General features: G+C 28.2%; 18 protein-coding genes and 2 pseudogenes. 12 read left to right on the top strand and 8 right to left on the bottom strand.

Annotation, left to right across the window (positions count from 1 at the left end; all coding sequences use genetic code 11):
• Positions 1-39 precede the first annotated feature (39 nt).
• Positions 40-1,818: a penicillin-binding transpeptidase domain-containing protein gene (locus CLCOS_RS03670; RefSeq protein WP_063602006.1), complete on the top strand. Its 1,779-nt coding sequence runs from the start codon at positions 40-42 to the stop codon at positions 1,816-1,818.
• Between the two features lie 292 nt (positions 1,819-2,110).
• On the opposite strand, the gene CLCOS_RS03665 is transcribed toward CLCOS_RS03670, so the two are convergent.
• The gene (locus CLCOS_RS03665; protein ID WP_063602005.1) at positions 2,111-2,695 is read right to left on the bottom strand and encodes a cyclodeaminase/cyclohydrolase family protein; all 585 of its coding nucleotides are present in this window, start codon (positions 2,693-2,695) and stop codon (positions 2,111-2,113) included.
• A 189-nt stretch (positions 2,696-2,884) separates the two neighbouring features.
• Entirely contained in the window at positions 2,885-3,826 is a 942-nt protein-coding gene (locus tag CLCOS_RS03660) for a tRNA dihydrouridine synthase (protein ID WP_063602004.1), read from the bottom strand.
• Between the two features lie 366 nt (positions 3,827-4,192).
• Between CLCOS_RS03660 and CLCOS_RS03655 the strand changes: the two genes are divergently transcribed.
• The 3 genes and pseudogenes from CLCOS_RS03655 to CLCOS_RS22745 form a co-directional block, all read left to right on the top strand.
• A complete protein-coding gene (locus CLCOS_RS03655; RefSeq protein ID WP_063602003.1) occupies positions 4,193-4,723 on the top strand; it encodes a PadR family transcriptional regulator in 531 nt (176 codons plus the stop codon).
• Between the two features lie 57 nt (positions 4,724-4,780).
• Complete coding sequence (locus CLCOS_RS03650; protein WP_063602002.1) at positions 4,781-5,230, top strand: DUF2889 domain-containing protein; 450 nt, start codon at positions 4,781-4,783, stop codon at positions 5,228-5,230.
• Positions 5,229-5,345, top strand: a pseudogene (locus CLCOS_RS22745) (AraC family transcriptional regulator); the annotation flags it as partial. The gene CLCOS_RS03650 and the pseudogene CLCOS_RS22745, both read left to right, overlap by 2 nt.
• Before the next feature lie 143 nt (positions 5,346-5,488).
• Here the strand turns inward: CLCOS_RS22745 and CLCOS_RS03645 are convergent.
• Positions 5,489-6,337, bottom strand: a complete 849-nt coding sequence (locus CLCOS_RS03645; protein ID WP_063602001.1) for a hypothetical protein — start codon at positions 6,335-6,337, stop codon at positions 5,489-5,491.
• The gene (locus tag CLCOS_RS03640) at positions 6,330-6,668 is read right to left on the bottom strand and encodes a PadR family transcriptional regulator (RefSeq protein ID WP_063602000.1); all 339 of its coding nucleotides are present in this window, start codon (positions 6,666-6,668) and stop codon (positions 6,330-6,332) included. The genes CLCOS_RS03645 and CLCOS_RS03640 overlap by 8 nt, the downstream gene beginning before the upstream one ends.
• A 385-nt stretch (positions 6,669-7,053) precedes the next feature.
• Between CLCOS_RS03640 and CLCOS_RS03635 the strand changes: the two genes are divergently transcribed.
• The 3 genes from CLCOS_RS03635 to CLCOS_RS03625 all read left to right on the top strand — a co-directional run bounded on the left by CLCOS_RS03635 (position 7,054) and on the right by CLCOS_RS03625 (position 10,580).
• Positions 7,054-7,437, top strand: a complete 384-nt coding sequence (locus CLCOS_RS03635; protein ID WP_063601999.1) for a BlaI/MecI/CopY family transcriptional regulator — start codon at positions 7,054-7,056, stop codon at positions 7,435-7,437.
• A gap of 42 nt (positions 7,438-7,479) precedes the next feature.
• A complete protein-coding gene (locus tag CLCOS_RS03630) occupies positions 7,480-9,726 on the top strand; it encodes a M56 family metallopeptidase (RefSeq protein ID WP_063601998.1) in 2,247 nt (748 codons plus the stop codon).
• An 89-nt stretch (positions 9,727-9,815) separates the two neighbouring features.
• The gene (locus CLCOS_RS03625) at positions 9,816-10,580 is read left to right on the top strand and encodes a GDSL-type esterase/lipase family protein (protein WP_063601997.1); all 765 of its coding nucleotides are present in this window, start codon (positions 9,816-9,818) and stop codon (positions 10,578-10,580) included.
• A gap of 281 nt (positions 10,581-10,861) precedes the next feature.
• Here the strand turns inward: CLCOS_RS03625 and CLCOS_RS03620 are convergent, their stop codons facing one another.
• From CLCOS_RS03620 to CLCOS_RS03605, 4 genes and pseudogenes are all read right to left on the bottom strand, one after another.
• Positions 10,862-11,065 carry a hypothetical protein gene (locus CLCOS_RS03620; protein WP_063601996.1) on the bottom strand — a complete coding sequence of 68 codons (204 nt, stop codon included), beginning with the start codon at positions 11,063-11,065 and terminating at the stop codon, positions 10,862-10,864.
• Positions 11,066-11,388: 323 nt separating this feature from the next.
• Positions 11,389-12,480 (bottom strand): HAMP domain-containing sensor histidine kinase, encoded by a 1,092-nt coding sequence (locus CLCOS_RS03615; protein ID WP_063601995.1) that lies wholly within the window; start codon positions 12,478-12,480, stop codon positions 11,389-11,391.
• A pseudogene (locus CLCOS_RS03610) lies at positions 12,470-13,165 on the bottom strand (response regulator transcription factor). The gene CLCOS_RS03615 and the pseudogene CLCOS_RS03610 overlap by 11 nt, the downstream one beginning before the upstream one ends.
• A 149-nt stretch (positions 13,166-13,314) precedes the next feature.
• Entirely contained in the window at positions 13,315-15,270 is a 1,956-nt protein-coding gene (locus CLCOS_RS03605) for a serine hydrolase domain-containing protein (RefSeq protein ID WP_430392608.1), read from the bottom strand.
• A gap of 273 nt (positions 15,271-15,543) precedes the next feature.
• On the opposite strand from CLCOS_RS03605, the gene CLCOS_RS03600 reads away from it, so the two are divergent.
• The 5 genes from CLCOS_RS03600 (at position 15,544) to CLCOS_RS03580 (ending at position 21,436) form a co-directional block, all read left to right on the top strand.
• Positions 15,544-17,541, top strand: coding sequence for a serine hydrolase domain-containing protein (locus tag CLCOS_RS03600; RefSeq protein WP_063601993.1), 1,998 nt, complete (start codon positions 15,544-15,546; stop codon positions 17,539-17,541).
• A 96-nt stretch (positions 17,542-17,637) separates the two neighbouring features.
• Positions 17,638-18,336, top strand: coding sequence for a response regulator transcription factor (locus CLCOS_RS03595; RefSeq protein ID WP_063601992.1), 699 nt, complete (start codon positions 17,638-17,640; stop codon positions 18,334-18,336).
• 1 nt (position 18,337) lies between these two features.
• On the top strand, positions 18,338-19,399 hold the full coding sequence (locus CLCOS_RS03590) for a sensor histidine kinase (protein WP_013240462.1): 1,062 nt from the start codon (positions 18,338-18,340) through the stop codon (positions 19,397-19,399).
• Between the two features lie 5 nt (positions 19,400-19,404).
• Positions 19,405-20,157: an ABC transporter ATP-binding protein gene (locus CLCOS_RS03585; protein WP_063601991.1), complete on the top strand. Its 753-nt coding sequence runs from the start codon at positions 19,405-19,407 to the stop codon at positions 20,155-20,157.
• 1 nt (position 20,158) lies between these two features.
• Positions 20,159-21,436 (top strand): FtsX-like permease family protein, encoded by a 1,278-nt coding sequence (locus CLCOS_RS03580; RefSeq protein WP_063601990.1) that lies wholly within the window; start codon positions 20,159-20,161, stop codon positions 21,434-21,436.
• Positions 21,437-21,460: the final 24 nt, after the last annotated feature.

Genomic DNA, 21,460 nt, shown 5'->3' with positions numbered 1-21,460 from the left:
TAAATGGGAAAATTGCCTGAAAGACTAAAGAGGCGAAGGATGAAAACAAAAAAATTTGTTAAAAAAAATAAATTTATATTTGCTGGTATACTATTGATTATTGTATTTTTAGGACTAGTTGGAAGGTTAGGGTATTTAATGGTAGCAAAGGGTTCTGAATATAAATCAATGGCTATAGAGCAACAAACAACTACAATACCAATTAGTGCTAAAAGAGGAGAAATCCTAGACAGAAATTCTAATGAGTTAGCAGTAAATGAAAGTATTTACAGAGTTGACCTGGATTTAAAAACATTAAGGCAAACTTTAGATGAGAAAAAAATGTCTTTTTCTCAATTAGCTGATAAATTGTCTCCCATACTTAATATGAAATCTGGCGATATCTTAAAAGTATTAGGTACAACACTACCTAATGGATTGCCTGCTAATTCAGCTTTACTGAAAAGGCAGATTGACAAACCTGTAATGACTCAGGTTAAAGCGTTAAATATTAAAGGAATTATTATTTCACCAGACACTAAAAGGTATTATGTAAATGGAAATTTTATGACAAGTATTTTAGGATTGGTAAATCCTGAGGGTAATGGAATTTCTGGGGCAGAGATGAGCTATGATAAAGAACTTTCAGGTACGCCTGGCAGTATGACTTATGAAAAAGATGCAAAAAATAATCAATTACCTTATGAATCTGAAAAATATACTCCACCGGTAGATGGTAAAAATGTTATTTTAACAATAGATTCAGTTATTCAACAATATGCTGAACAAGCAGCCCAAAAAGCTTTAGAAGATAATAATGCGAAAGCAGTTAATATTTTAGTTATGAATCCTCAAAATGGAGAAATATTAGCAATGGCAAATAAGCCTAGTGTAGATCTTAACAACGCAGCAAGTATAGCCAAAAATTCTAAAGATGCTGAAATGCTTTGGAAAAATCCTTCTATTCAAGATAATTTTGAACCAGGGTCTATATTTAAAGTTGTTACTGCAGCAAGTGCTTTAGAAAACAATATTGGATTGAATGATACCTATATATGTGATGGCAGCATAACAATTGATAAAAGTCCCATTCACTGCTGGAATTTGAATGGGCATGGCAGCGAAAGTTTTGTGGATATAATAAAAAATTCCTGTAATGTAGGTTTTGCAGAGTTAGGAAATAAACTAGGTAAAGACAAGCTTGTTGCTACTGCACAAAAAATGGGATTTGGTCAAAAAACAGGGATAGATTTACCTGGAGAATCAGCGGGTATTTTGAGAAGCCCTGATCAAATTAACCGATTTGATTTATCTGAGCTTGCTTTTGGACAAGGAGTTGCAGTCAATCAAGTTCAATACATGGCTGCTTTTAATTCAATAGCGAATGGAGGAACATGGATAAGACCGCATGTTATGAAAAGTATTGCACATATTGATGATACAAATAATGAAGTTGTAGATAAAAAATATAGTAATTATGGTAAAAAAACTGTGTATGATGCTAAATTAGCATCTGAGTTAAGAGATGATTTAACTAAAGTAGTTACTTCAGGGGTAGGACAAAATGCCTTTTTACAGGGATTAGATATTGCAGGTAAAACTGGCACGGCTCAAGTAGCTGATCCTAAAACAGGAGGTTATGCAGTGGGAAAATACATGTCTTCTTTTGCCGGTATGGCTCCTGAGGAGAATCCTAAAATAACTTTGCTTGTAAGTGTGGATGAACCTAATGGATCAAATTATTATGCTTCAGATGTTTCAGCACCTGTGGCAAAAACTTTGTTTCAAGAGATATTTAATTATATTGGTATTAAAGGTGAGAAAAGTGTGTTAAATTAATAGCTCAACTTTCGCACATATGAAATCTTGAATTAATATAAAAATAATGCGGAGCAATATTTTAATTAATAGTTAAGAATGAAGAATTAATAGTTAATGTGGGCTTTTTTCCGTTACACTACAAAAAATCTTTAATTAAACTTTTCACCACTCATTTCGCTAAAGCGAAACATTGCTGATTTACATAAATTTAAAGATTTTTTGCAACAGCTAAAAATCATCCTTCACTATTAATTTTTCATTAGTAATTCTTAACTTACGAAGCTTTGCTTCGTAATAAATATATTATTTATTACATTTCTAAGTCTGCCTCTAATTCATCAATTTTTTTTGAAATATAGGTTTGAAAATCCTCATCATGGACAAAGACAAGATTTGATTTTATAAGAAAAATTGATGAACGGACTGCAGATTCTGCCAGAATATAAGCTTGCTTTACATCTGATGCTGATGTTTTACACCCATGTTTATTAACAAATCTTATAGCATAAATTAACTCTACAATATTATGGGCCATACTTAGAGGTATTTCTATAGCTGTTTTAAAACTATTTTGCAATTCCTTTTGTTGAATTTCTTTCTCGGCTTGTGTATTTGGCTGTATTAAATACAAATCTATTACTTTTTTAAAGGCTTTTGTATCTTTATCAATATCATTAAGAAAAATCTCCCTATAGGAAGAACATTTCTCAGCTATTTCTTTCATTTTAGCTGAAATATCATGATATTTAGGTTTTTTTGAGGTAAGGTTAGCAGCCATTTCAGTCAATGCTGCTGCAGAGGCTGCGCTCAAGGCGGCTATGCTTCCTGCAGCTGGAGTTAATGGCTTAGAAGCTATATTTTCTAAGAAAGAATTGATTGGTTTATCACTTAGCATTTAATCACCTACCTATAAACTAATATTAAGAAGCAAAATATGGTATTTAATTTAACAGATACCATCTGTAATACTCCAATCATTTTAACCAAACTCTACCTGAGCCTAAGAATCACCTGATGAAATTAGTATGCCCATGGATATAAAGTCTAAACGAAATTAGAAATGTAATAGATAAATTTAATTTTACTAATTTTCTAAAATAGTCTGTTCTCTGAATAGGCTTAAAACTGCCGCATCATAATCGTATAATTTTTCTGATTTCTTAATTTTTTTTGCATATTTTGCATTATTAGAAAATATCTGAATCATATAAGACCATAATTCTTTCATTCTAAACAAGACATTTCTATCTCCAAAAAGTACTTTTTTATAATCTTCATAAATTTTATCATGAAAATCTTTTAGTAATTTTTTATCTAGTTTAGTATTATTTTTAATATCATTAATCAATCCAGGATTGGCTAATAATCCACGGCCAATCATTATAGTTTTTACACTGCAGAAATCAACTGTAAATTTCTTATAATCTTTAACTGTAAAAATGTCACCATTATAGCAAACAGGATTTTTACTTAAAGATAAGGCATCTTTAAAAACCTTAAGATTAGGCTTATTTTTATAAAAATCTTTTTGAATCCTAGGATGAACGATAAGTTCTTCTATAGGATATTTGTTAAATATTTCAATTAAGTTATAAAATTCTTCTGGACTGTCTTTTCCTATTCTAGTTTTTACTGAGATTTTTGATGCAGCCTCTGAAAAAATTTCCTCTAAAAACGCATCAAGTTCTTTTGTTTTTGAAAGGAATCCAGATCCTCTATTTTTTGAGACTACAGTTCCAGAAGGGCATCCTAAATTTAAATTGACCTCAGTATATCCCATTTGCTTTATTTTCTTTGAAGTATGTATAAAATCTTTTGCATTGTTTGTTAGTAATTGTGGAATCAAAACTATACCTTGGTTGTTTTCAGGTAAAATATCCTTTAATTCTTTTGTTTTAAACCTATCACTTTGATTTGCAACAATAAAAGGTGAGAAGTATTTATCTATTTTATTAAAGAAGGCATTATGGGCATTTCTATAAATGTACCCAGTTAAACCTTCCATAGGTGCGAAATAAAAATTCATATGTTTAAAATCTCCTTTATTCAAGTAGTGCTATTGCTACATTCATATGTTCATAACAAATATTATACTTTATTGTCACTTACTATTTCAAATCTAGTTTCCTACATCTGCTGAAACAGATATTAAGATAAATCTTCCATAACGAACTAGCTGAACTAAAAGTAGGACACATAGATAGAATACTATGTGGATAATGTGGATAATCTGTGGATAACTTGTGAATTAATAAATTATAATGTTGTGCTGCGTCATTTTAGAAAAGTGCTGATTTTTATGCTATATTAATTACATAATCTGTACATATTGTTGACACTACCCCAAAATATGATATAATTATAGTCAGTGCTGAGTATAAGGAGATTACAAATGAAAGTACAATTATATATTCTAGGGATTCTTATGAGATATGGTTCTCAACATGGATATAGTATAAAACAAATAGTATCAGATAACATAGCAGCCTTTGCTAAAATTAAACTTCCTACAATTTATTATCATTTAGATAAACTTGCTGAAAAAGGTTATATAAATTCTGTTATCGAAAAGGATGGCAATAGGCCTGAAAAAACAGTATATTCTATTACTGATTTAGGAATTGCTTATTTTAATTCTTTGCTTAATAAAATTTTAGCTGAAAATTATAGTGTAGAATTTGATTTTGATGGAGTATTATATTTTTCTGACTTTGCTGATAAAGATACTGTTATTAAAAATTTAAATAGACAAAAAGAGTATATAGAAAATAAGCTGAAAGAATTAGCTAGAAATAAAGATAATACAGTAAGCAAATTGTTACCTGATTACAGAATTTACTGTATTAGCATATTTAATCATCATATATATCATTTAGAAACTGAATTAAAATGGATAAATGAAACATTGAAGGAACTCTCTTAAGAGTTCCAAAAAAATGTTATTATAGTCAGTACTGAGTATAACTATGGAGGTATATTTATGGAAAAGAGTCTTTATTCAAGAAATTTTGAAGTTAACTATTATGAAGTGGAGGATAATATTTGGAGAACTACCTCACATCTAATGGATAATCAACATGATATTCAAGTAATAGTAGATGTATCTGTGCCAGATATGATTATATTGGATGCCAGGGTAGAATTATTACGTTATCCAATGAGAGAGTGTGTTTTAATTAAGGATAGGATAAAAGAATTAATAGGTGTTAATGTTATTTCAGAATTTCGCTCTAAATGTGATGAATTGTTTTCTAGTGAAATGGGGTGCGGCAATGTTAGAATGCTTCTTGGAACTTCTGTTCCTGGGGTAATCTATAATTATTTTCCGCATCAAATTAAAATAGGAAATATGACAGAAAAGCAATGGTGGGATTATTGCAAAGAAAAACTTCCTAAGGCATGTGTAGCTCATACAATAATGAGTAATTGAACAAAAATCGGGAGATATAAAGAGAGTTTTTACTAAAGATTATGAGAGTACCGTTCCAAGTGAATATACGAAAGATGGAAAATCGCATTATTATTTATATATCGACATTCGGTAGGTTGATATTATGAAAAAATCGTACTGGGTTTGTCCAGTACGGTTATGTATTAATTGATTTTATTAGTGAATTTGAAGTATAATAAATAACTTTTTATGAGTTAAATATTTTTAGATAGAGATTTGTCATTCATATAAAAAATACTATTCTTTCTTACCTTTAGAACCAAAGTAACTTAGCACTAAGAAAAGAATATACCCAAATATAACTAATACAACTGCTGCAATTTTGCCATTACCGCTTGACATCCAATTTTTTGTTAATGGTATTCTTAATGTAATTCCAATGAAACAAAGAATAAATATAGGTGGTAGAAAAGGCCACCATATACGACGTTCCTGCTTGTCGCAGTTAAATATAAAGAAAGCGGCAGCAATAAGTAATATAGATATAATAAAAATTCCCAACAAACTTGACAAATGTATAGTTATCAGGTGAGGAGTAAACAAATCAATCAATACAAACAAACCAATTATCAAAGAAACAAGGAGCCATATAGATAAAAAAGCGGCAACCTTTCCTTTTATGATTTTTGTATAAATACTTTTATGCAGTATAAAAAATACAATTTCTACAACTAAGAAGCTCAATAAACCATTTATGATTAGTATAAGAATATTTATTCCCTTGTCTGGAGCAGTTAATGCACTCAGTACTTCAAAGAAAGAGCTGATGCCAAAGACAAGAACAGTTAATTTAAATGTCTCTTTTTTGCTGGATTTACCAAGGTTGTGAATCAATTCGTCTGCTGCTAACTGTTGATTCTTTCCAAAGAATTCTTCGGCAGATTGATTATTTTCTTGGGCGGAAATTATATCCTGTAAAATCTGCATCAATAAGCTTTCTACCTCATGATCGTCATAAAATAATCCAGCGGTGCGAATGTATATCAGCAGCTGTTCATAATATTCTCTATTTTCATCCGTTAACTTTTTGCGCAATTCATTATTTCTTTCAATAATTTCTTTCACAGAATTGTCTTTTCTATTCATATAAATTTTCTCCTTTCAAGCATATTAAATTATCAACTTTGGACTCTAAGTCCTTCCACTGTTCAATAAAATCCTTACAATGAGTTTTTCCTTCAGTAGTTATGCAATAATATTTTCTATCAGGGCCTTCTGGTGAAGGCTTTATTGTACTTGAAAGATATCCTTGCTTTTCTAATTTTTGAAGCAGGGGATATACAGTACCCGCAACTATTTCTTTAAACCCATATTTTTTTAGCATTTGAATCATTTCATATCCATACACTTCGTTTTCTAAAACAACTAAAAGGACACATCCTTCCAGTATGCCTTTTAAAAGTTGAGTCTGCTTCAAATTATCACTCCTTGCTTCGACTATTATGTATTACATATTAGCGTTTTTATTATTATACGATAGTTCAGCTATTATGTAAAGCATAATAGCTAAAAAGTATATTGTTATAGTTATAATTAATATGTTGTCCTGTATATTAAAATTAAGAACTTATCTTACGAAAACCATAATAATTAATAACATCTTTGATATATTAGCAATCATACATACAACAGAAAAAAATTAGATAAAAAATAATTAGAAATTTGTAGCGAATATTTATTTTATTGCAAATATTTATTGGAAGGTAAAAAATTAATAATATATCTTGACAAGTATAGTCTACAGTTGTAGACTATACTTGTTGGTTTACAATTGTAGATTATAAAAGGAAAAGGTGTATATTATGAGAGATATTCCTAAAATATCAGCAGCTGAGTGGGAAATAATGAAGGTTATATGGAAGGAAAACCCATTGACATCTCAAAAAATAATAAATTCTTTATCTGATAAAATGGGATGGTCAGCCCAAACAATTAAAACTTTTTTGGCAAGACTTGTAAAAAAGGAAATAATAGGGTTTCAGAAGTCAGGTAGAATTTATAATTACTATCCGTTGATCTCAGAAGATGAGTGTATTAAAGTTGAAAACAAATCTTTTCTTCATAAAGTATATGATGGAGCTGTAAGTATCCTTTTTACGAAGTTTTTAGAAGAAGAGTCTTTATCAGAAAAAGAAATTGAACATCTTGAAAAGCTTCTTAAAAGTAAGAAAGAAGAAAAGAAGTAATTTTAAGAGTTTCTGGATTATTATGAAAGAGGAATGTTAGAGATGGAAATCTTACAAAGGATTTTTTTATGGGTTTTGCAAACTTCCTTAACAGCAAGTATTGCAATACTGATAATTACTTTAATTTTGAAGTTATTCAATAACCATATTGGTGTAAAGTTTAAGCATGCACTATGGGTTATAGTGCTTATAAGACTTATTATACCTGTAATTTCACAAAATCAAATAAATTTGTTTAGTATTTTTACGAGAAATGAACAAAGTACTTCACAAAATAAAAATACTATCCAAAAAAGACATAGCTTACCCTTGAATCTTTCAGGGTTAAACCAATCAAATTTGAATAGTACTAAACGTCAACCTCATTATAACAACAACATTGAAAATAAGCAAGTTATGTATATAAAAGATAAATGGCAAAGTATAGATAAAAATAAGTTAGTTGTGAATATATATAAGGCAGCTTCTTGTGTATGGCTATTAGGATTGCTTATTATAGCTTCCATATTTTTATTAGTTTTAGTAAAGTCCAAGAAGAAATTTAAGGTCTTGAAAACCCTTGATGATACGGAAGTATTAACACTAATTAAGGAATGTAAGAAAAAAGCTGATATAAATATAGATATTCCTATTTATGTATATGACAATTTTAAAAGTCCTTGTATATTAGGTGTTTTGAAACCTAAAATTTATATACCACAAGGCCTAATTAATATGGACAACCTCAAACAATTTTCATATATTATCTTACATGAGCTAGTTCATTATAAAAGAAAAGATCTATTTTATAATTCGCTTAGTATAGTTGCTGTTTTAATACATTGGTTTAATCCCTTGGTATGGTTTGCTATGAATAAAATGAAGTTGCAAAGAGAATGCGCTTGTGATGCTTGTGTACTTGAAATACTTGGAGAAAAAGAGACTGTAGATTATGGTATGACACTAATTAATTTTTCAAGAAAGTCTCTAAATTTAGCTAGGTATCCTCAAGCAGCAATTTTTTTTGAAACTGAGAGTCAAATCGAAGGGAGAATAAAAATGATAACAAAATTCAAAAAAGGATCTTATAAAATGTCTGCATCGGCTGTTTTGTGTTGTGTACTAGTTGGAGGATTAACACTTGCAAATGGTATTAGTGTTAAAGCTGTGGGAAACAATGCTATCCCTGCTGTAACTTCTAATAGCACTATGAGTTCTGCTCAAAAAATTCAGTTTCTTGTTGATTCACAAGTAAAAGAATATGATAACTTAGCAAAAGCACAAACAGTAGCTGGTTTCAAATTCAAGGTACCAGATTATATGCCTGCAGGTTATAAAGCTATTAATTATTTTCAAGTGGAAAAAATTTCAGATAACGATAATTTTTTATCCATAAGTTTTAATGATAAATATAATATGCCTAATATACCAATAGATCGTATTTCATTTAAAGTTTTTCATACAAACTATACAGAGGTACTAAAGAAAGTGGTAGATTTAGATCCTCAATTTGAAAAAGATGGTGGTAAAGTCGAAACGTCAGAACAACCTATGAAGCTTGGGGAGATAAATGGAACAAGTGTTACTGCAAAATTTTTTACACCAGCCCAAAATAGCCAAGGCAAAGATACTCAAAGTGTTAGTAAGTATTTTATATGGCAGGATGAAGGCAACTGGTATAGCTTAGAATATAGTGGTATATACCAGGGAATAGAGTCTGTAAATCTTTCTCAAGATGAAATAGAAAAAATAGCATCATCCATAAAATATCCAGAGGAAGTAAAAAAGTTAGATTATAATACTCCAGGTAAAAGTTCAGATTATGAGATTTATGATAAAGATGATTTAAAAGCAGCTGAAAATGTACTTGGTTTTAAATTTAAGTTCCCGAATAGTGCAAATAAAGATATAAAGATTTCAAGTGCTTTTGTGTCCAAAGAGAATAAATATTTTGGTATAGAATACTGCAAGAATAATGCTGTAGTGGGAAATCTGCTTCAAACAAAAGATTATAAACAGTATCAGGAAGCAAGAAATACAGGATATGTTACTATTGCAGGACTAGGTGGAAACTTAACAAAAAATAAGACACAGTTATTAAATATTGCAGGGAAACAAGTCTTTAAATATGAATATGAATTAAAAAATAGTGAAGGTAATAAAGAAACAGTTTATATTTGGAGTGAAAATGGTGTTTGCTACAAGTTTGATTCTAGTTCTTCAAACAAAAATGGTTTAAGTGAAAATGAATTGAATGAATTAGTTAATCTTGTTGTAGGTTCAAGCACATTTGAGCAAAGTGAAAATTAGAAACATACGTGGTGTTAATATAAGGTGTCCCTCGCACTTGTTGAGGGACACTTTATATATCATGCCTAAATATTTGACGGGGGACATATATGAAAAATAGAAAACTATTAATAATTATCACAATAATATTTTTTATTATATTGTGTTTATGTTCGTATTTTAAATTTTTTTTACATTCATCTAAAGCTGTAGGTATATTAAATAATACTACTGTACCAGAAAATAAAATGCTGCCTAAAAAAGTTGGAGATATAAGCTTAGATCAAAAAACTTATTCTGACTATTACATACAAAAAGTTACGATGTATATGAATTCAGATAATAAACAAGGCCAAATAGTATTTTTAGGGGATAGTCTTACAGATATCGGGCAGTGGAATGAATTACTAAATAATCCTTGCATATTAAATCGTGGAATCAGTGGAGATAATACCTCTGGAGTTTTAAATCGTTTAAGTGAGGTTATAAAGTTAAATCCTCGAAAAATTTTTATTATGATAGGAATAAATGATATCGGTAAAGGGCTATCTACTAATGAAATTACTAAAAACTATTCTAAAATATTAGGAAGGATTAAGAAAGACTTACCTAATACTGGAATATATGCAGAAAGTGTTCTTCCAATAAATAAGGATTTATTTAAAACTAATACAAGTGAAAAACAGATAACAGATTTAAATATATCTTTAAATAAGCTTTGTAAAAGCTTAAATGTTCAATACATAGATTTATATCATCTCTTTACATTACCTAATCAAAATAAATTATCTTATAAATATACTGTAAGTGGATTACATGTAAACGGAGATGGTTATAGAGTATGGAGAGATGCCTTAAAACCCTATTTACAGTAAAACTATGAAGTGATTATAATTGGAGGCGTTTTGTGTTATTTAGCAGTTTTGCTTTTTGATGGGAATGGGTGTGGGTTTGTTTTTTACACAAATCTATAACCATTCCTAATTCTTTTCCTGTATTAAATATTTGTTTAAAATTACTCTTCATCTCATCAATTGCAAGTACTGCATGAGCTGTATATCACTGCATAATAGGGTTCTTTTCAAAATTATGTTTAAACATTTTCTAATAAATATACAAAAGTTATTAATGATATCATTTTTCTCATCCGCAGTTTCTAAAATAAGTGCATTTCCATTTTTATCGCAAATATATTATGAAGCTTATTATATTTTGGTGGAACAGGTGAATATATTATCGTTTTTGTATTAAGTACAGTAGTCATATCTTCTATAGATTTAGCAGAATTTAAAAACTGTCTATAAAACTTGTCAATTGTTATGCAATTTGAATCAGGTATTATATTTTTATGTTTATACATGATCTACCACTCATCATTGCTCCTGAAACTCTTCCACTAGCTTGAGTCAATTGTCCAGCAATATAGAAATTCTCAAGTCCCAACAAAGCTTATGGAATTACATGTTTTGATTTTGCCCACCAACCCAACCCATATATGAGCCTTTCAAAACATCTGTATATCAATGATATGTAATTGGAGTTACAGCATCATTAATTTCAATTTTACCGTACAATATGCTAAAACCAAATTTAGATATGAAAGCTAATCCAATGCAATATCCTAAGCAATGGGATAATTATATCTCAAGAATAGTAGAAGAAAAAGGATTCTATGGTTGTTCTTTAACAAATAGGTAATTTAAATTGAAATTGTGTTTTTTCTTTAGAACTTGAAATATTTATCTCTCCAGAATGCAATTCCATAACTGTCTTTACAATTGCTAAACCTAACCCTGTTCCTTCTCTTTTGTCACAGGACTTTTCTACTCTATAAAATTTATTAAATAAATTTGCTAAATCCTCTTGTTTTATTTCTTCTCCATAATTCACAAACTGAATTATCGCATTATCATTTTCTTTATCTATGATTATATCTAAATATTTTCCTTCACTAGCATACTTAACACTATTACTTATTATATTTTCAAATGCTCTAGCTAGTAAAATAGGATCTGCATTTACCTTTAAGCCTTTACTTTTTGAAATTATTCTATATTCCATATTGTTATCTTCAAAAGACGGTATAAATCCCATAGTTACCTGTTCAATTAGTTCTTCTATGCCTATTTCAGTTTTATTTAACTTCAAATCCATATTATTTATTTTAGCGAATTCAAAAAGCTGATCTATGGAACTTTTCAATTTTTTAGCTTTTTCTAATGAAATATTGCAGTAATGTTTTAACTTTTCATTATTATTAGTACCTTTTCCTATTAGCTCTAGGAATCCCAGAATTGAAGTCAATGGAGTTCTTAAATCATGTGATAAATTAGTAATCAAATTGTTCTTCTGATTTTCCCATTGCCTCTCCTTTTGCATTAATTCATTTAAATCGTAAGCCATTTTATTTACATCACTTGCTAAAGTTCCAAGTTCATCTTTTCTTCTAATAGGAATAGTTACTTCCATATTACCTTCAGCCAATAAATTCAAGGTTCTCGAAATTTCTTCTATATAATCTGTAATTTTATTCATTTTTTTTATAAATATAAAACATGCCAAACATATAAATATGAAAAAAATCACTAAGGTGCAAATTGTCCCAACTATCCTGCTATTGTTATAAGCAATTGCAAAACTTACATAAAGGTTATAAGATAAAATATGTAGTATTCCAAAACCTGAAATAAATATTAACATGGTAATTGCAAATGCTTGTACCCCACTAAAAAAGAGGTTAATAATTATATTGTATTTTATACTTCTACTCCTCAATTTTATATCCAACTCCCCATACTGTTTCTATTATTTTTGGCTCCTTTGGATTCTGTTCTACCTTTTCTCTGAGCCTCCACATATGAACCATAACAGTATTATTTCCCTCAAGGTATTTTTCTTTCCAAATTTCCTAAAATATTTCCTCAGCACTAAATACTTTACCTAAATTATTCGCTAATAATAGCAAAATCTCATATTCTATTGGAGTCAACTTTAACTCTGTACCTAACTTACATACTTTATGATTTTTTCTATTTATAGTTATATCTTTAAATTCAACAATATCACTATCACTAGTTTTATTGCTTTTTTCATTTAAAAAAATATATCTCCTTATTTGAGATTTAACTCTAGCAATGAGTTCCATGGGGTTAAATGGCTTTGTCATATAGTCATCTGCTCCAATTGACAATCCTTGTATCTTGTCCATGTCCTGACTTTTAGCACTAAGCATTATTATTGGTATATTATAATCTTTTCGGATTTTCATACATACTTGATAACCATCTATACCTGGCATCATTATGTCTAAAATGACGAGATGAATATTCTCTTCATTTATTATTTTAATTCCATCAATACCATTATAAGCTTTGAAAACCTTATATCCTTCATTAATCAAGTATACTTCCATAAGTTCAACTATTTCGGCTTCATCATCTATAATTAATATATTAAAAATATTATCATCTCCAAATCTTTAAATATAATAACATTTTACTATATATAACCATAACAAGAAATAGTCTATATATCCATTATTAAAAAGGAAAAACAAGTTGAATATATAAACTATTTTATTGCACAAAATTCAATTATTACGGTATGCTATTATATTTTATAACCTAAAAAATTGAAGTAATATAAAATCCATATAAAAGCTAAATTTGTTATATTTAAAAATATATAATACCCTTTTGCTTTTATCGATCCATTTTTCTTGACTAAAAAATAAACCAATAGAGCTAAACTAAAAGGAACAATTACAGTTGATACAATTAATAAGGTTAAGAAAAAGTAAAGTAAATATTTGAAGCTAAAATCATAATTATTAATCATCATCATTTCTAAACTCACTGCTCCTAATACTCCAACAATATTAAAAACTTCTATAATTATGTTCAGCAGCTTAAGAACCTTTATAGATCTGATTTTTTTAGGCTCTTTGCATTTTTTGCTTTTTCTTCTAATGAACAATATTACAAATAAAATTGGATTTATAATAAACATAATTATTGAAATACTTAAAACAGACATAATAAATTCTCTCTCATTATAAAAATTGACTTTCTCAAAGGAATTCTCACTTATGTCGTTAAATGCATAGGTTACCTTTCCTTCCTTATCAGTTCTAAAAGCAAATTTTCCTCTTCCATCTTGTCTTAGAAATACTCCATTTTTTACTTCAACAAGTGTAGTTGTAATTTCTTCTTTAGCTGGTGTAAATTCATCAAGTGTTAATGTACCATCTTTATTATCTTTAATTTTCATATCCATTGTGGGATCAAACAATACATTTAATTTCATAATATTATTTTTTGAAGTTCCATCATAACTTCTATAAGTTCCTTCATATTTACTATAATCTTTGTTTGCATTTTTCTTAGCCGCACTAAAATTATTACTATTTTCAGAATAAAAATAATTCAGAAATTCCTCTTCAAAATTAAACGGAAGTGCACCTAATGTATTAGTTGCAACATATATTCCTAAATTCTCTTTTGGAATTAAAAATAATGTAGTAGTATATCCAGGTAAACCTCCCTCATGTTTTATTATTTCCTGCCCATTTCTATAACTTCTAATGAATCCAAATCCAATTCCCGGTAAGGATTTTGAATTAGAAAATTGTTTGTCATGCATCATTGCTAGTGTCTTTTGATTTAAAATATTATTATCATTAAATTTACCATTATTTAAATTTTCTATAATGAAATTTTCCATATCTTTAGCTGTCGCAATTATTCCAGATGAACCTGAAGTATATTGGTATGCAAATGGAGTTTCAACATACTTATCATTATCATATACATAACCTGCAGCAGTACTACCGCTTTTTAATCTAACTGAGCTATTATTCATATTTAAAGGTTTTAATATTTTTTCTTCTACATACTTCTCATAGCTTATTCCAGAAGTTCTCTCTACTATATACCCTAGAAGGTTATATCCAATATTTGAATATCTACAAACAGTATTTGGTTCTGTAACAACTTTAAGAGAATGAGTATCAAAATAATATTCCTGTGGTTTTATTGAATTCACATCTGTGGTAGACACATTAAGTTCACTTTCTTCATCAAGTCCACTTGAATGAGTTAGTAGATTTCTGCATGTAACAGGCTTATCATATTTATTAATTACTTTATATGGATTTATATAATCATTAACATTTTTATCTAAATCAATTTTTCCTTCTTCATATAACTGCATTATAGCCGTTGCTGTAAACAACTTGCTTACAGAACCTGCTGGAAATCTTGTTTTATCTGGATCAACTGGAGTTTTAGATTTCAAATTACTATATCCATACCCCTTCTTAAACATTTCTTTATTATCTTTAACTACAACAACTGATACTCCCGGCACGGAATACTTTTTCATTTTTTCACTGAAATAATTATTCATAAAATTCTTAATGTCTTGAGTATTATTTATATTTCCATGTGCTTTACTTAATTTTCCTTCAGCCTTTACTTCACCTATATTAAGGTTATTACTTAATCCTACTGAAGCTAAGATTACAATTAATAATATGCCAATTACTCTCTTTAAACTTATATTCACAAGATTCAACTCCTTAACTTTTTTATAGTTAAATCTTACCTGAATATACATTTCTAATTTTAACTTTTTTCTTACGAAAATTTTAAGCTTTTATATATTTTTTCTAAAGAATAATATCAAAACTAACCTTTGAAAACAGTAAAACCTTACAAAATTGTAAGGCTTTTTTATATAAATCGATTTGTTGCTTTTCTTAATTCATATAAAATCTATTTATCTGATGAAATGTGAAGAGAAAATGTCAACTTAAGAAGTTTAAGGAGGTTACTAACCATGAAAAAACTTATTACTTATATTAAAAGATTTATAATTTGTTTTTCGCTTGTTGCATATATTTTCCCAACGCTATGCGCTTCAATATGTAGCTTTCGCTATATTGTTAATAGTAACGCAACTGTTTCAGCAAAAGAAAATAAGAAAGAATTTCCAGCGCCTTTGTTAAATAATAGTTCTACAGAAACTTTAAACAAAGACAATGTACAAAAATTTGCTGATACTATTTTTAACCAAGAATTAAAAAGATTTAATGTGCCAGGAGCTGTTTTATCTGTTGTTAAAGATAATCATGTACTTTTTGAAAAAGGATATGGATATTCTGACATAGATAAAAAAACACCAGTTAACCCTAAAACAACAGTTTTTAGAGCTGCTTCCATTTCTAAGCTTTTTACCGCTACAGCTGTTATGCAGCTTAAGGAAAAAGGTAAAATAAACTTAAATGGAAATGTAAATAATTATTTAAAAGGCTTTCAGATAAAGGATAACTTTTCTAAGCCTGTTACTCTTGATAATCTCTTAACTCATACAGGTGGTTTTGATGAAAGAATTATAGGAGAATCAGAACTAGATAACTATCGCCAGGAAAAACCACTTAAAGATACCTTAACAGCTCGTCTTCGTCCTATAATTCGAGAACCAGGTGAAGCAATACAGTATAGTAATTATGGTATGGCTGTAGCTGGATATGCAGTTGAAAGTGTATCAGGCACTACTTTTGATAAGTATATGGAAGATAACATATTAAAACCTCTCCATATGAATGACAGCAGCTTTGCCTTTGATAAGAAAACACTAGCTAATTTATCACAAGGTTATGATTATAAAAATGGAGTTTACAAAAAAGTACCTATGTATGGAAATACCTTTTTACCAGCAGGAGGCTTAAAAACTACAGCAGATGATATGAGTAAATTTATGATTGCGCATTTAAATAACGGCACTTATGATAATACTTCTATATTGAGCAAAGCCTCCATAGAAGATATACATAAAAAACATTTTCCATTAGATAAAAATATACCATGCATGTGCTATGGATTTGCGGAAAATTATATGAATGGTACAAGAGTACTTGGTCAAGGTGGAGATGATTATGGTTTTCATAGTATGTTATATTTAATACCAGGCAGCAATGTAGGCTTTTTTATATCAACTAATGGTGACAATGGAGCCAAAATTTGTGGTGACGTAGCTGGACAATTTATGAATAGATACTATCCTCAAACTAAGCCGCAGGCAAATATGAATAATACAGCTAACTTCAATAAAAGCAACTTAAAAAATTTGGAAGGTGCTTATATTCCTAGCAGGTATCCAAGAGGAGAAATAGGAAAGTTATTGATGTTAATGTCTCAGCCTATAAATGTAAAAAGTACTAAGGATACATTGATTATACAATACCCTAATGGACAACAAGATGCTTACAAAGAAACATCCCCTTTACTTTTTAAAAATGTTATGGGAAATAGTCTTACCTTTACAGCAAATAAGCAAGGGAAGATATCTTATATGCTTAATGCTGGTTCAAATGATGTTATGAATAAAATTCACTGGTATGAGAATCCTACATTGCATAAAATTATTTTCGTGTTTTTTTTAGTATTATTTTTGTCTATGGCTATTGCCATGATACTATTCAATCTTAAAAATAGAAACAACAAAAAGCCTCTAATTTTTAAATATCATAGATGGGCTATAGCTTTTATTTGCATTTTGAATGTAGTTTTTTTAATTGGCATGGCTAAAGAATGTATTACTTTATTATCATCCTTGATTTTCTTAACAGAATTGCCTAAGGCAGCTATATATCTGTTAATGATCCCAATAATAACTACCATACTTACTTTTGGATTAATAATATCAATATGCTTATATTGGCATAATAAAAAATCTAATTTAGGCACAATTATACCCAATATATTAATTTACTGTATATTTTTAGCTTTTACTCTGTATCTAAATTACTGGAATCTCTTAGAATTTAAATTTTAGTTAAAAAATATCAAAATTTCAACCTAGCTTTTCTCCCAAATAAAATTATGCTATATTAAAATTACTATAGCATAATTTTAGAAGGAGGAAATTGCTTTGTATAAGATACTTGTTGTTGAAGATGATATTAAATTAAATGACCTTATAACAGAGTATCTTCAAAGATATAAATATGAAGTCGTTAATATACAAGATTTTAAAAATGTAGATACTGAGTTAGAAAAATCAAATGCTGATTTAGTTCTTTTAGATATAAATTTGCCTTATTATGATGGTTTTCAATTATGTAAAACTTTTAGAAGAGTATCAAAAATACCTGTAATTATTATTTCTTCAAGAAGCAGTGATGAAGAACAAATACGAGGGATTGAGTTAGGAGCCGATGATTATATTGTAAAACCTTTTAACTTTGATTTTTTGCTAGCTAAGATACAAGCTGGAATAAGAAGGGTATATGGTGAATATGCAAATGAATCAAATATACTTGAAAGTGATGGAGGCATTAAACTTAATAAAGACACTTTTAAGATACTTTATAATCACATTGAACTTGAACTTAGCAAAAATGAGTTCAAGCTATTAAATATGCTTATTAAAAATGAAAATAAAATAGTCAGTAGGGAAGAACTTCTGGAAGAACTTTGGGATGATTCCTTTTTTGTAGATGATAACACTTTAACAGTAAATATAACGAGAATAAGAAATAAACTTAAAAAATTGGGTGTTAGTGAAGCTATATCAACCAAGCGAGGTGTAGGATATATATTCCACACAACTGCAAATAAGGGGAATTAGTATGGATAATAAAAAAGTATTAGTAAACTTTTTAAAAGATAAATTAGCATTTACTGTTGGGTATTTCCTTAATACAATTTTAATTCTTTTTTATGGTTATTTGATAAGTAACAAAAGTGATGTGATATACCCTTTATTTATATCTATAATAATATATGTATTTATAATATTTAATGAATGGATTAAATATTATAGGTTCAATAGAAGCTTTAATGAAGGTATAGAAAGTAGATACTTTGATTTAAATCCAAAAACAAATGAACAGAAAGAAATAGCTAAAACTATATTTAAAATTCATGAAAACTATACAAATAAGATAAGTACAATTTATGCACAAAATGCAGATAATAAATACTTCTTATCCCAATGGATTCATAATATAAAGACGCCCACTTCAATAATTGATCTTGTTGTTCAAAAAGCTGCTAAAGGAATAAAATATAGTAATGAAAATTCCACAATAAACCAAACAGATATATTAAGATTATTCTTGGATATAAGAGAAGAAAATGATAAAGTTAAAAGCGGTTTAGATCAAATCCTAAACATTGATAGATTAAATAGTTTTTCTAAAGATTATGATCCTCAAGAGGTAGATTTTGTTTTATTATTAAAAGAAGTTATCAATAGTAAGAAAAACCAGTTTATTTATAATAATGTTTTCCCTAAAATAGAATTTAATTATGAAAAAATATTAATTATTACAGATAAAAAATGGAATAAGTTTATGCTTGAACAAATAATATCGAATGCTATTAAGTATTCTGGAGATAGCAGACAAAAGAAATATGTATATTTTAATATATATTTAGATAATAAAGAAGTAAAGTTAACAATTAGAGATGAAGGTATTGGAATTCCGGGTTATGATATAAAAAGAGTCTTTGAACCATTTTTTACAGGAGAAAATGGGAGAAAAGTAGGTAATGCAACGGGTATAGGCCTATATATATGTAAATTAATATCAAAAAAGTTGAATCACAATATAAATATAGATTCTGAAGTTGATAAGGGGACTACTTTTTCAATTACTTATCCATTAAAATTAAATACAACGGGGTGATACTAATGGAGATCTTGAGTGCCGAGGATATTATTAAAGTCTATGAATGGAATTTAGAAGTTAATCCTACTAATGTTTTGAATGGTATAAATCTAAGCATTGAAAGTGGAGAATTTACTGCTATTATGGGACAATCAGGCAGTGGTAAGACGACTTTGCTTAACATTTTGTCGGGAATCGATAAGCCTACCAGCGGAACAGTAAAGATAATGAATCAATACATAACTTCCCTAGACAAAACAGAACGTTCTATCTTTAGACGAGAAAACTTAGGAATTATATTTCAAAATTTTAATCTTCTTGATAATATTACCCTTGCAGAAAATGCTGCACTTCCATTGATATTTAAAGGTGCGGGGAAAGAAAAGATTAATGAAAAAATAGAAGAATATTTTACGTTTTTTAATATATACAATATTAGAAATAAATATCCCTATAATGTATCTGTAGGTGAACAACAGAGGGTAACTGCATGTAGAGCACTAATAAATGATCCTTGTATTATTTTAGCTGACGAACCAACTAGTAGTATTGATCCAAATACCTCAAAAAAGTTTATGAAGTATTTGAAAAAAATAAATGATCAAAAAAAAGCAACAATTCTTATGTCTACACATGATATATATGCTGCAAGCTACTGCAGCAGGGTTATCTTTATAAAATCGGGGAGGATATTTGCAGATATATACAAAAAAGGAGATCAGCATACTTTTTTTAATAGAATATTGGACACTCTTGCTGTAATTAGTGGTGAGTGATATGAATTGGAGAAAGATGCTTGAACAAACTATAAAATTAAATTTAGATCAATATTTTGCATATATATTCTCTCTTGTAATTTCAGTTTCATTCTTCTTTACGGAGCTAATATTTTATAATTCATATGTAACAGCAATTGGACTAAAAAATATTTTTATACTCCCATCAATTGCAGTTTTTAATACAATGTTGTGGAGCATTTTTACGTACATTTCCTTTATAAAATATAGGCAAAAGGAATTTACAACATTTTTGACTTTAGGAATGACATGCAGCGAAATTAAGATGCTAATTTTTATGGAAAATGTGCTAACTTTTTTTATCTATATGCCCATAGGATTGATTTTAGGTGCAGCATTTTCAAAAATTATTGTACTTTTTGCACTAAAATTATCGGGAATGCTTATTTTTACTTTTAAATTTCAATTAATTGTTTTTATAGTTACAATTGGATACTATGTTTTTCTTACTGTTATATTCATTTTATGGACATTCAAATTTATCGATAAATTGTCAGTAATTAATGAAGTGAACTATAAAAATTTGTATATAAAATATTCTAAGAAAGAAGAGCTCGCAAAAACAATAATTTCTATTTTAGTACTGTGTTATATAAATTTTAAGGAAAGAATGTTTGTAAACTTTCAATCTAGATACTATGTTGACTACTCTTTAATATGTACATTAGTAATTTATATATTATTTTTAGTTTTTATAAAAATTTTTGTTGTTTTTATAAAAAGAAGTAAAAGCTTTTATTATAAGAGAATTTTATTAGTAAATGAGCTAGAAGATTCCTTCAAAAAAAATAAATATATAATTCTTTTTATTATTTTCCTAAACACTATATTTATTACCAGCAATAGAGTGTATAGTTTGCCCAATGTAAAAACATTTTTTAATATTTACAGCATTTTTCGTGGGTCCGCTTTCAATTTTATATATATGTTTATTGTACTATTGAGTTTTATTGTTTCTTCTAATATTTTATATTTTAAAGCAAAGATAGATTTTTGCGGCTGGCAACTTAAAAGGACTAAATTATATTATATTGGATTAATTGATAAGGAAATAGATACCTTGTTAACATATAAAATTAGAATAATATTTTTTTTACCTGCACTTTTAACGGTATTAACAAGTATTGTATATATTTATGTTTTAAATACCAATGGAGAATTTAAGATAGATACATTTAAAATATTGGCATATTATGTTATCGTTCAATTGTTAGGATACATTATTACTAAAAAGAAAATAGCAATATTAAATAACTAGTAAAGTGTTAATAATTATATAATA

Source organism: Clostridium coskatii (genome assembly GCF_001675205.1).
Classification (GTDB): domain Bacteria; phylum Bacillota; class Clostridia; order Clostridiales; family Clostridiaceae; genus Clostridium_B; species Clostridium_B ljungdahlii.
Note: the sequence above shows the minus strand (reverse complement) of the source record. Positions and strands in the feature narration are given on the sequence as shown.

Bases quoted from the DNA above. Each gene is read 5' to 3' on its own strand.
- CLCOS_RS03670 (WP_063602006.1), top strand. From the start codon at position 40: ATGAAAACAAAAAAATTTGTTAAAAAAAATAAATTTATATTTGCTGGT.
- CLCOS_RS03665 (WP_063602005.1), bottom strand. From the start codon at position 2,695: ATGCTAAGTGATAAACCAATCAATTCTTTCTTAGAAAATATAGCTTCT.
- CLCOS_RS03660 (WP_063602004.1), bottom strand. From the start codon at position 3,826: ATGAATTTTTATTTCGCACCTATGGAAGGTTTAACTGGGTACATTTAT.
- CLCOS_RS03655 (WP_063602003.1), top strand. From the start codon at position 4,193: ATGAAAGTACAATTATATATTCTAGGGATTCTTATGAGATATGGTTCT.
- CLCOS_RS03650 (WP_063602002.1), top strand. From the start codon at position 4,781: ATGGAAAAGAGTCTTTATTCAAGAAATTTTGAAGTTAACTATTATGAA.
- CLCOS_RS03645 (WP_063602001.1), bottom strand. From the start codon at position 6,337: ATGAATAGAAAAGACAATTCTGTGAAAGAAATTATTGAAAGAAATAAT.
- CLCOS_RS03635 (WP_063601999.1), top strand. From the start codon at position 7,054: ATGAGAGATATTCCTAAAATATCAGCAGCTGAGTGGGAAATAATGAAG.
- CLCOS_RS03630 (WP_063601998.1), top strand. From the start codon at position 7,480: ATGGAAATCTTACAAAGGATTTTTTTATGGGTTTTGCAAACTTCCTTA.
- CLCOS_RS03625 (WP_063601997.1), top strand. From the start codon at position 9,816: ATGAAAAATAGAAAACTATTAATAATTATCACAATAATATTTTTTATT.
- CLCOS_RS03620 (WP_063601996.1), bottom strand. From the start codon at position 11,065: ATGTATAAACATAAAAATATAATACCTGATTCAAATTGCATAACAATT.
- CLCOS_RS03600 (WP_063601993.1), top strand. From the start codon at position 15,544: ATGAAAAAACTTATTACTTATATTAAAAGATTTATAATTTGTTTTTCG.
- CLCOS_RS03590 (WP_013240462.1), top strand. From the start codon at position 18,338: ATGGATAATAAAAAAGTATTAGTAAACTTTTTAAAAGATAAATTAGCA.
- CLCOS_RS03585 (WP_063601991.1), top strand. From the start codon at position 19,405: ATGGAGATCTTGAGTGCCGAGGATATTATTAAAGTCTATGAATGGAAT.
- CLCOS_RS03580 (WP_063601990.1), top strand. From the start codon at position 20,159: ATGAATTGGAGAAAGATGCTTGAACAAACTATAAAATTAAATTTAGAT.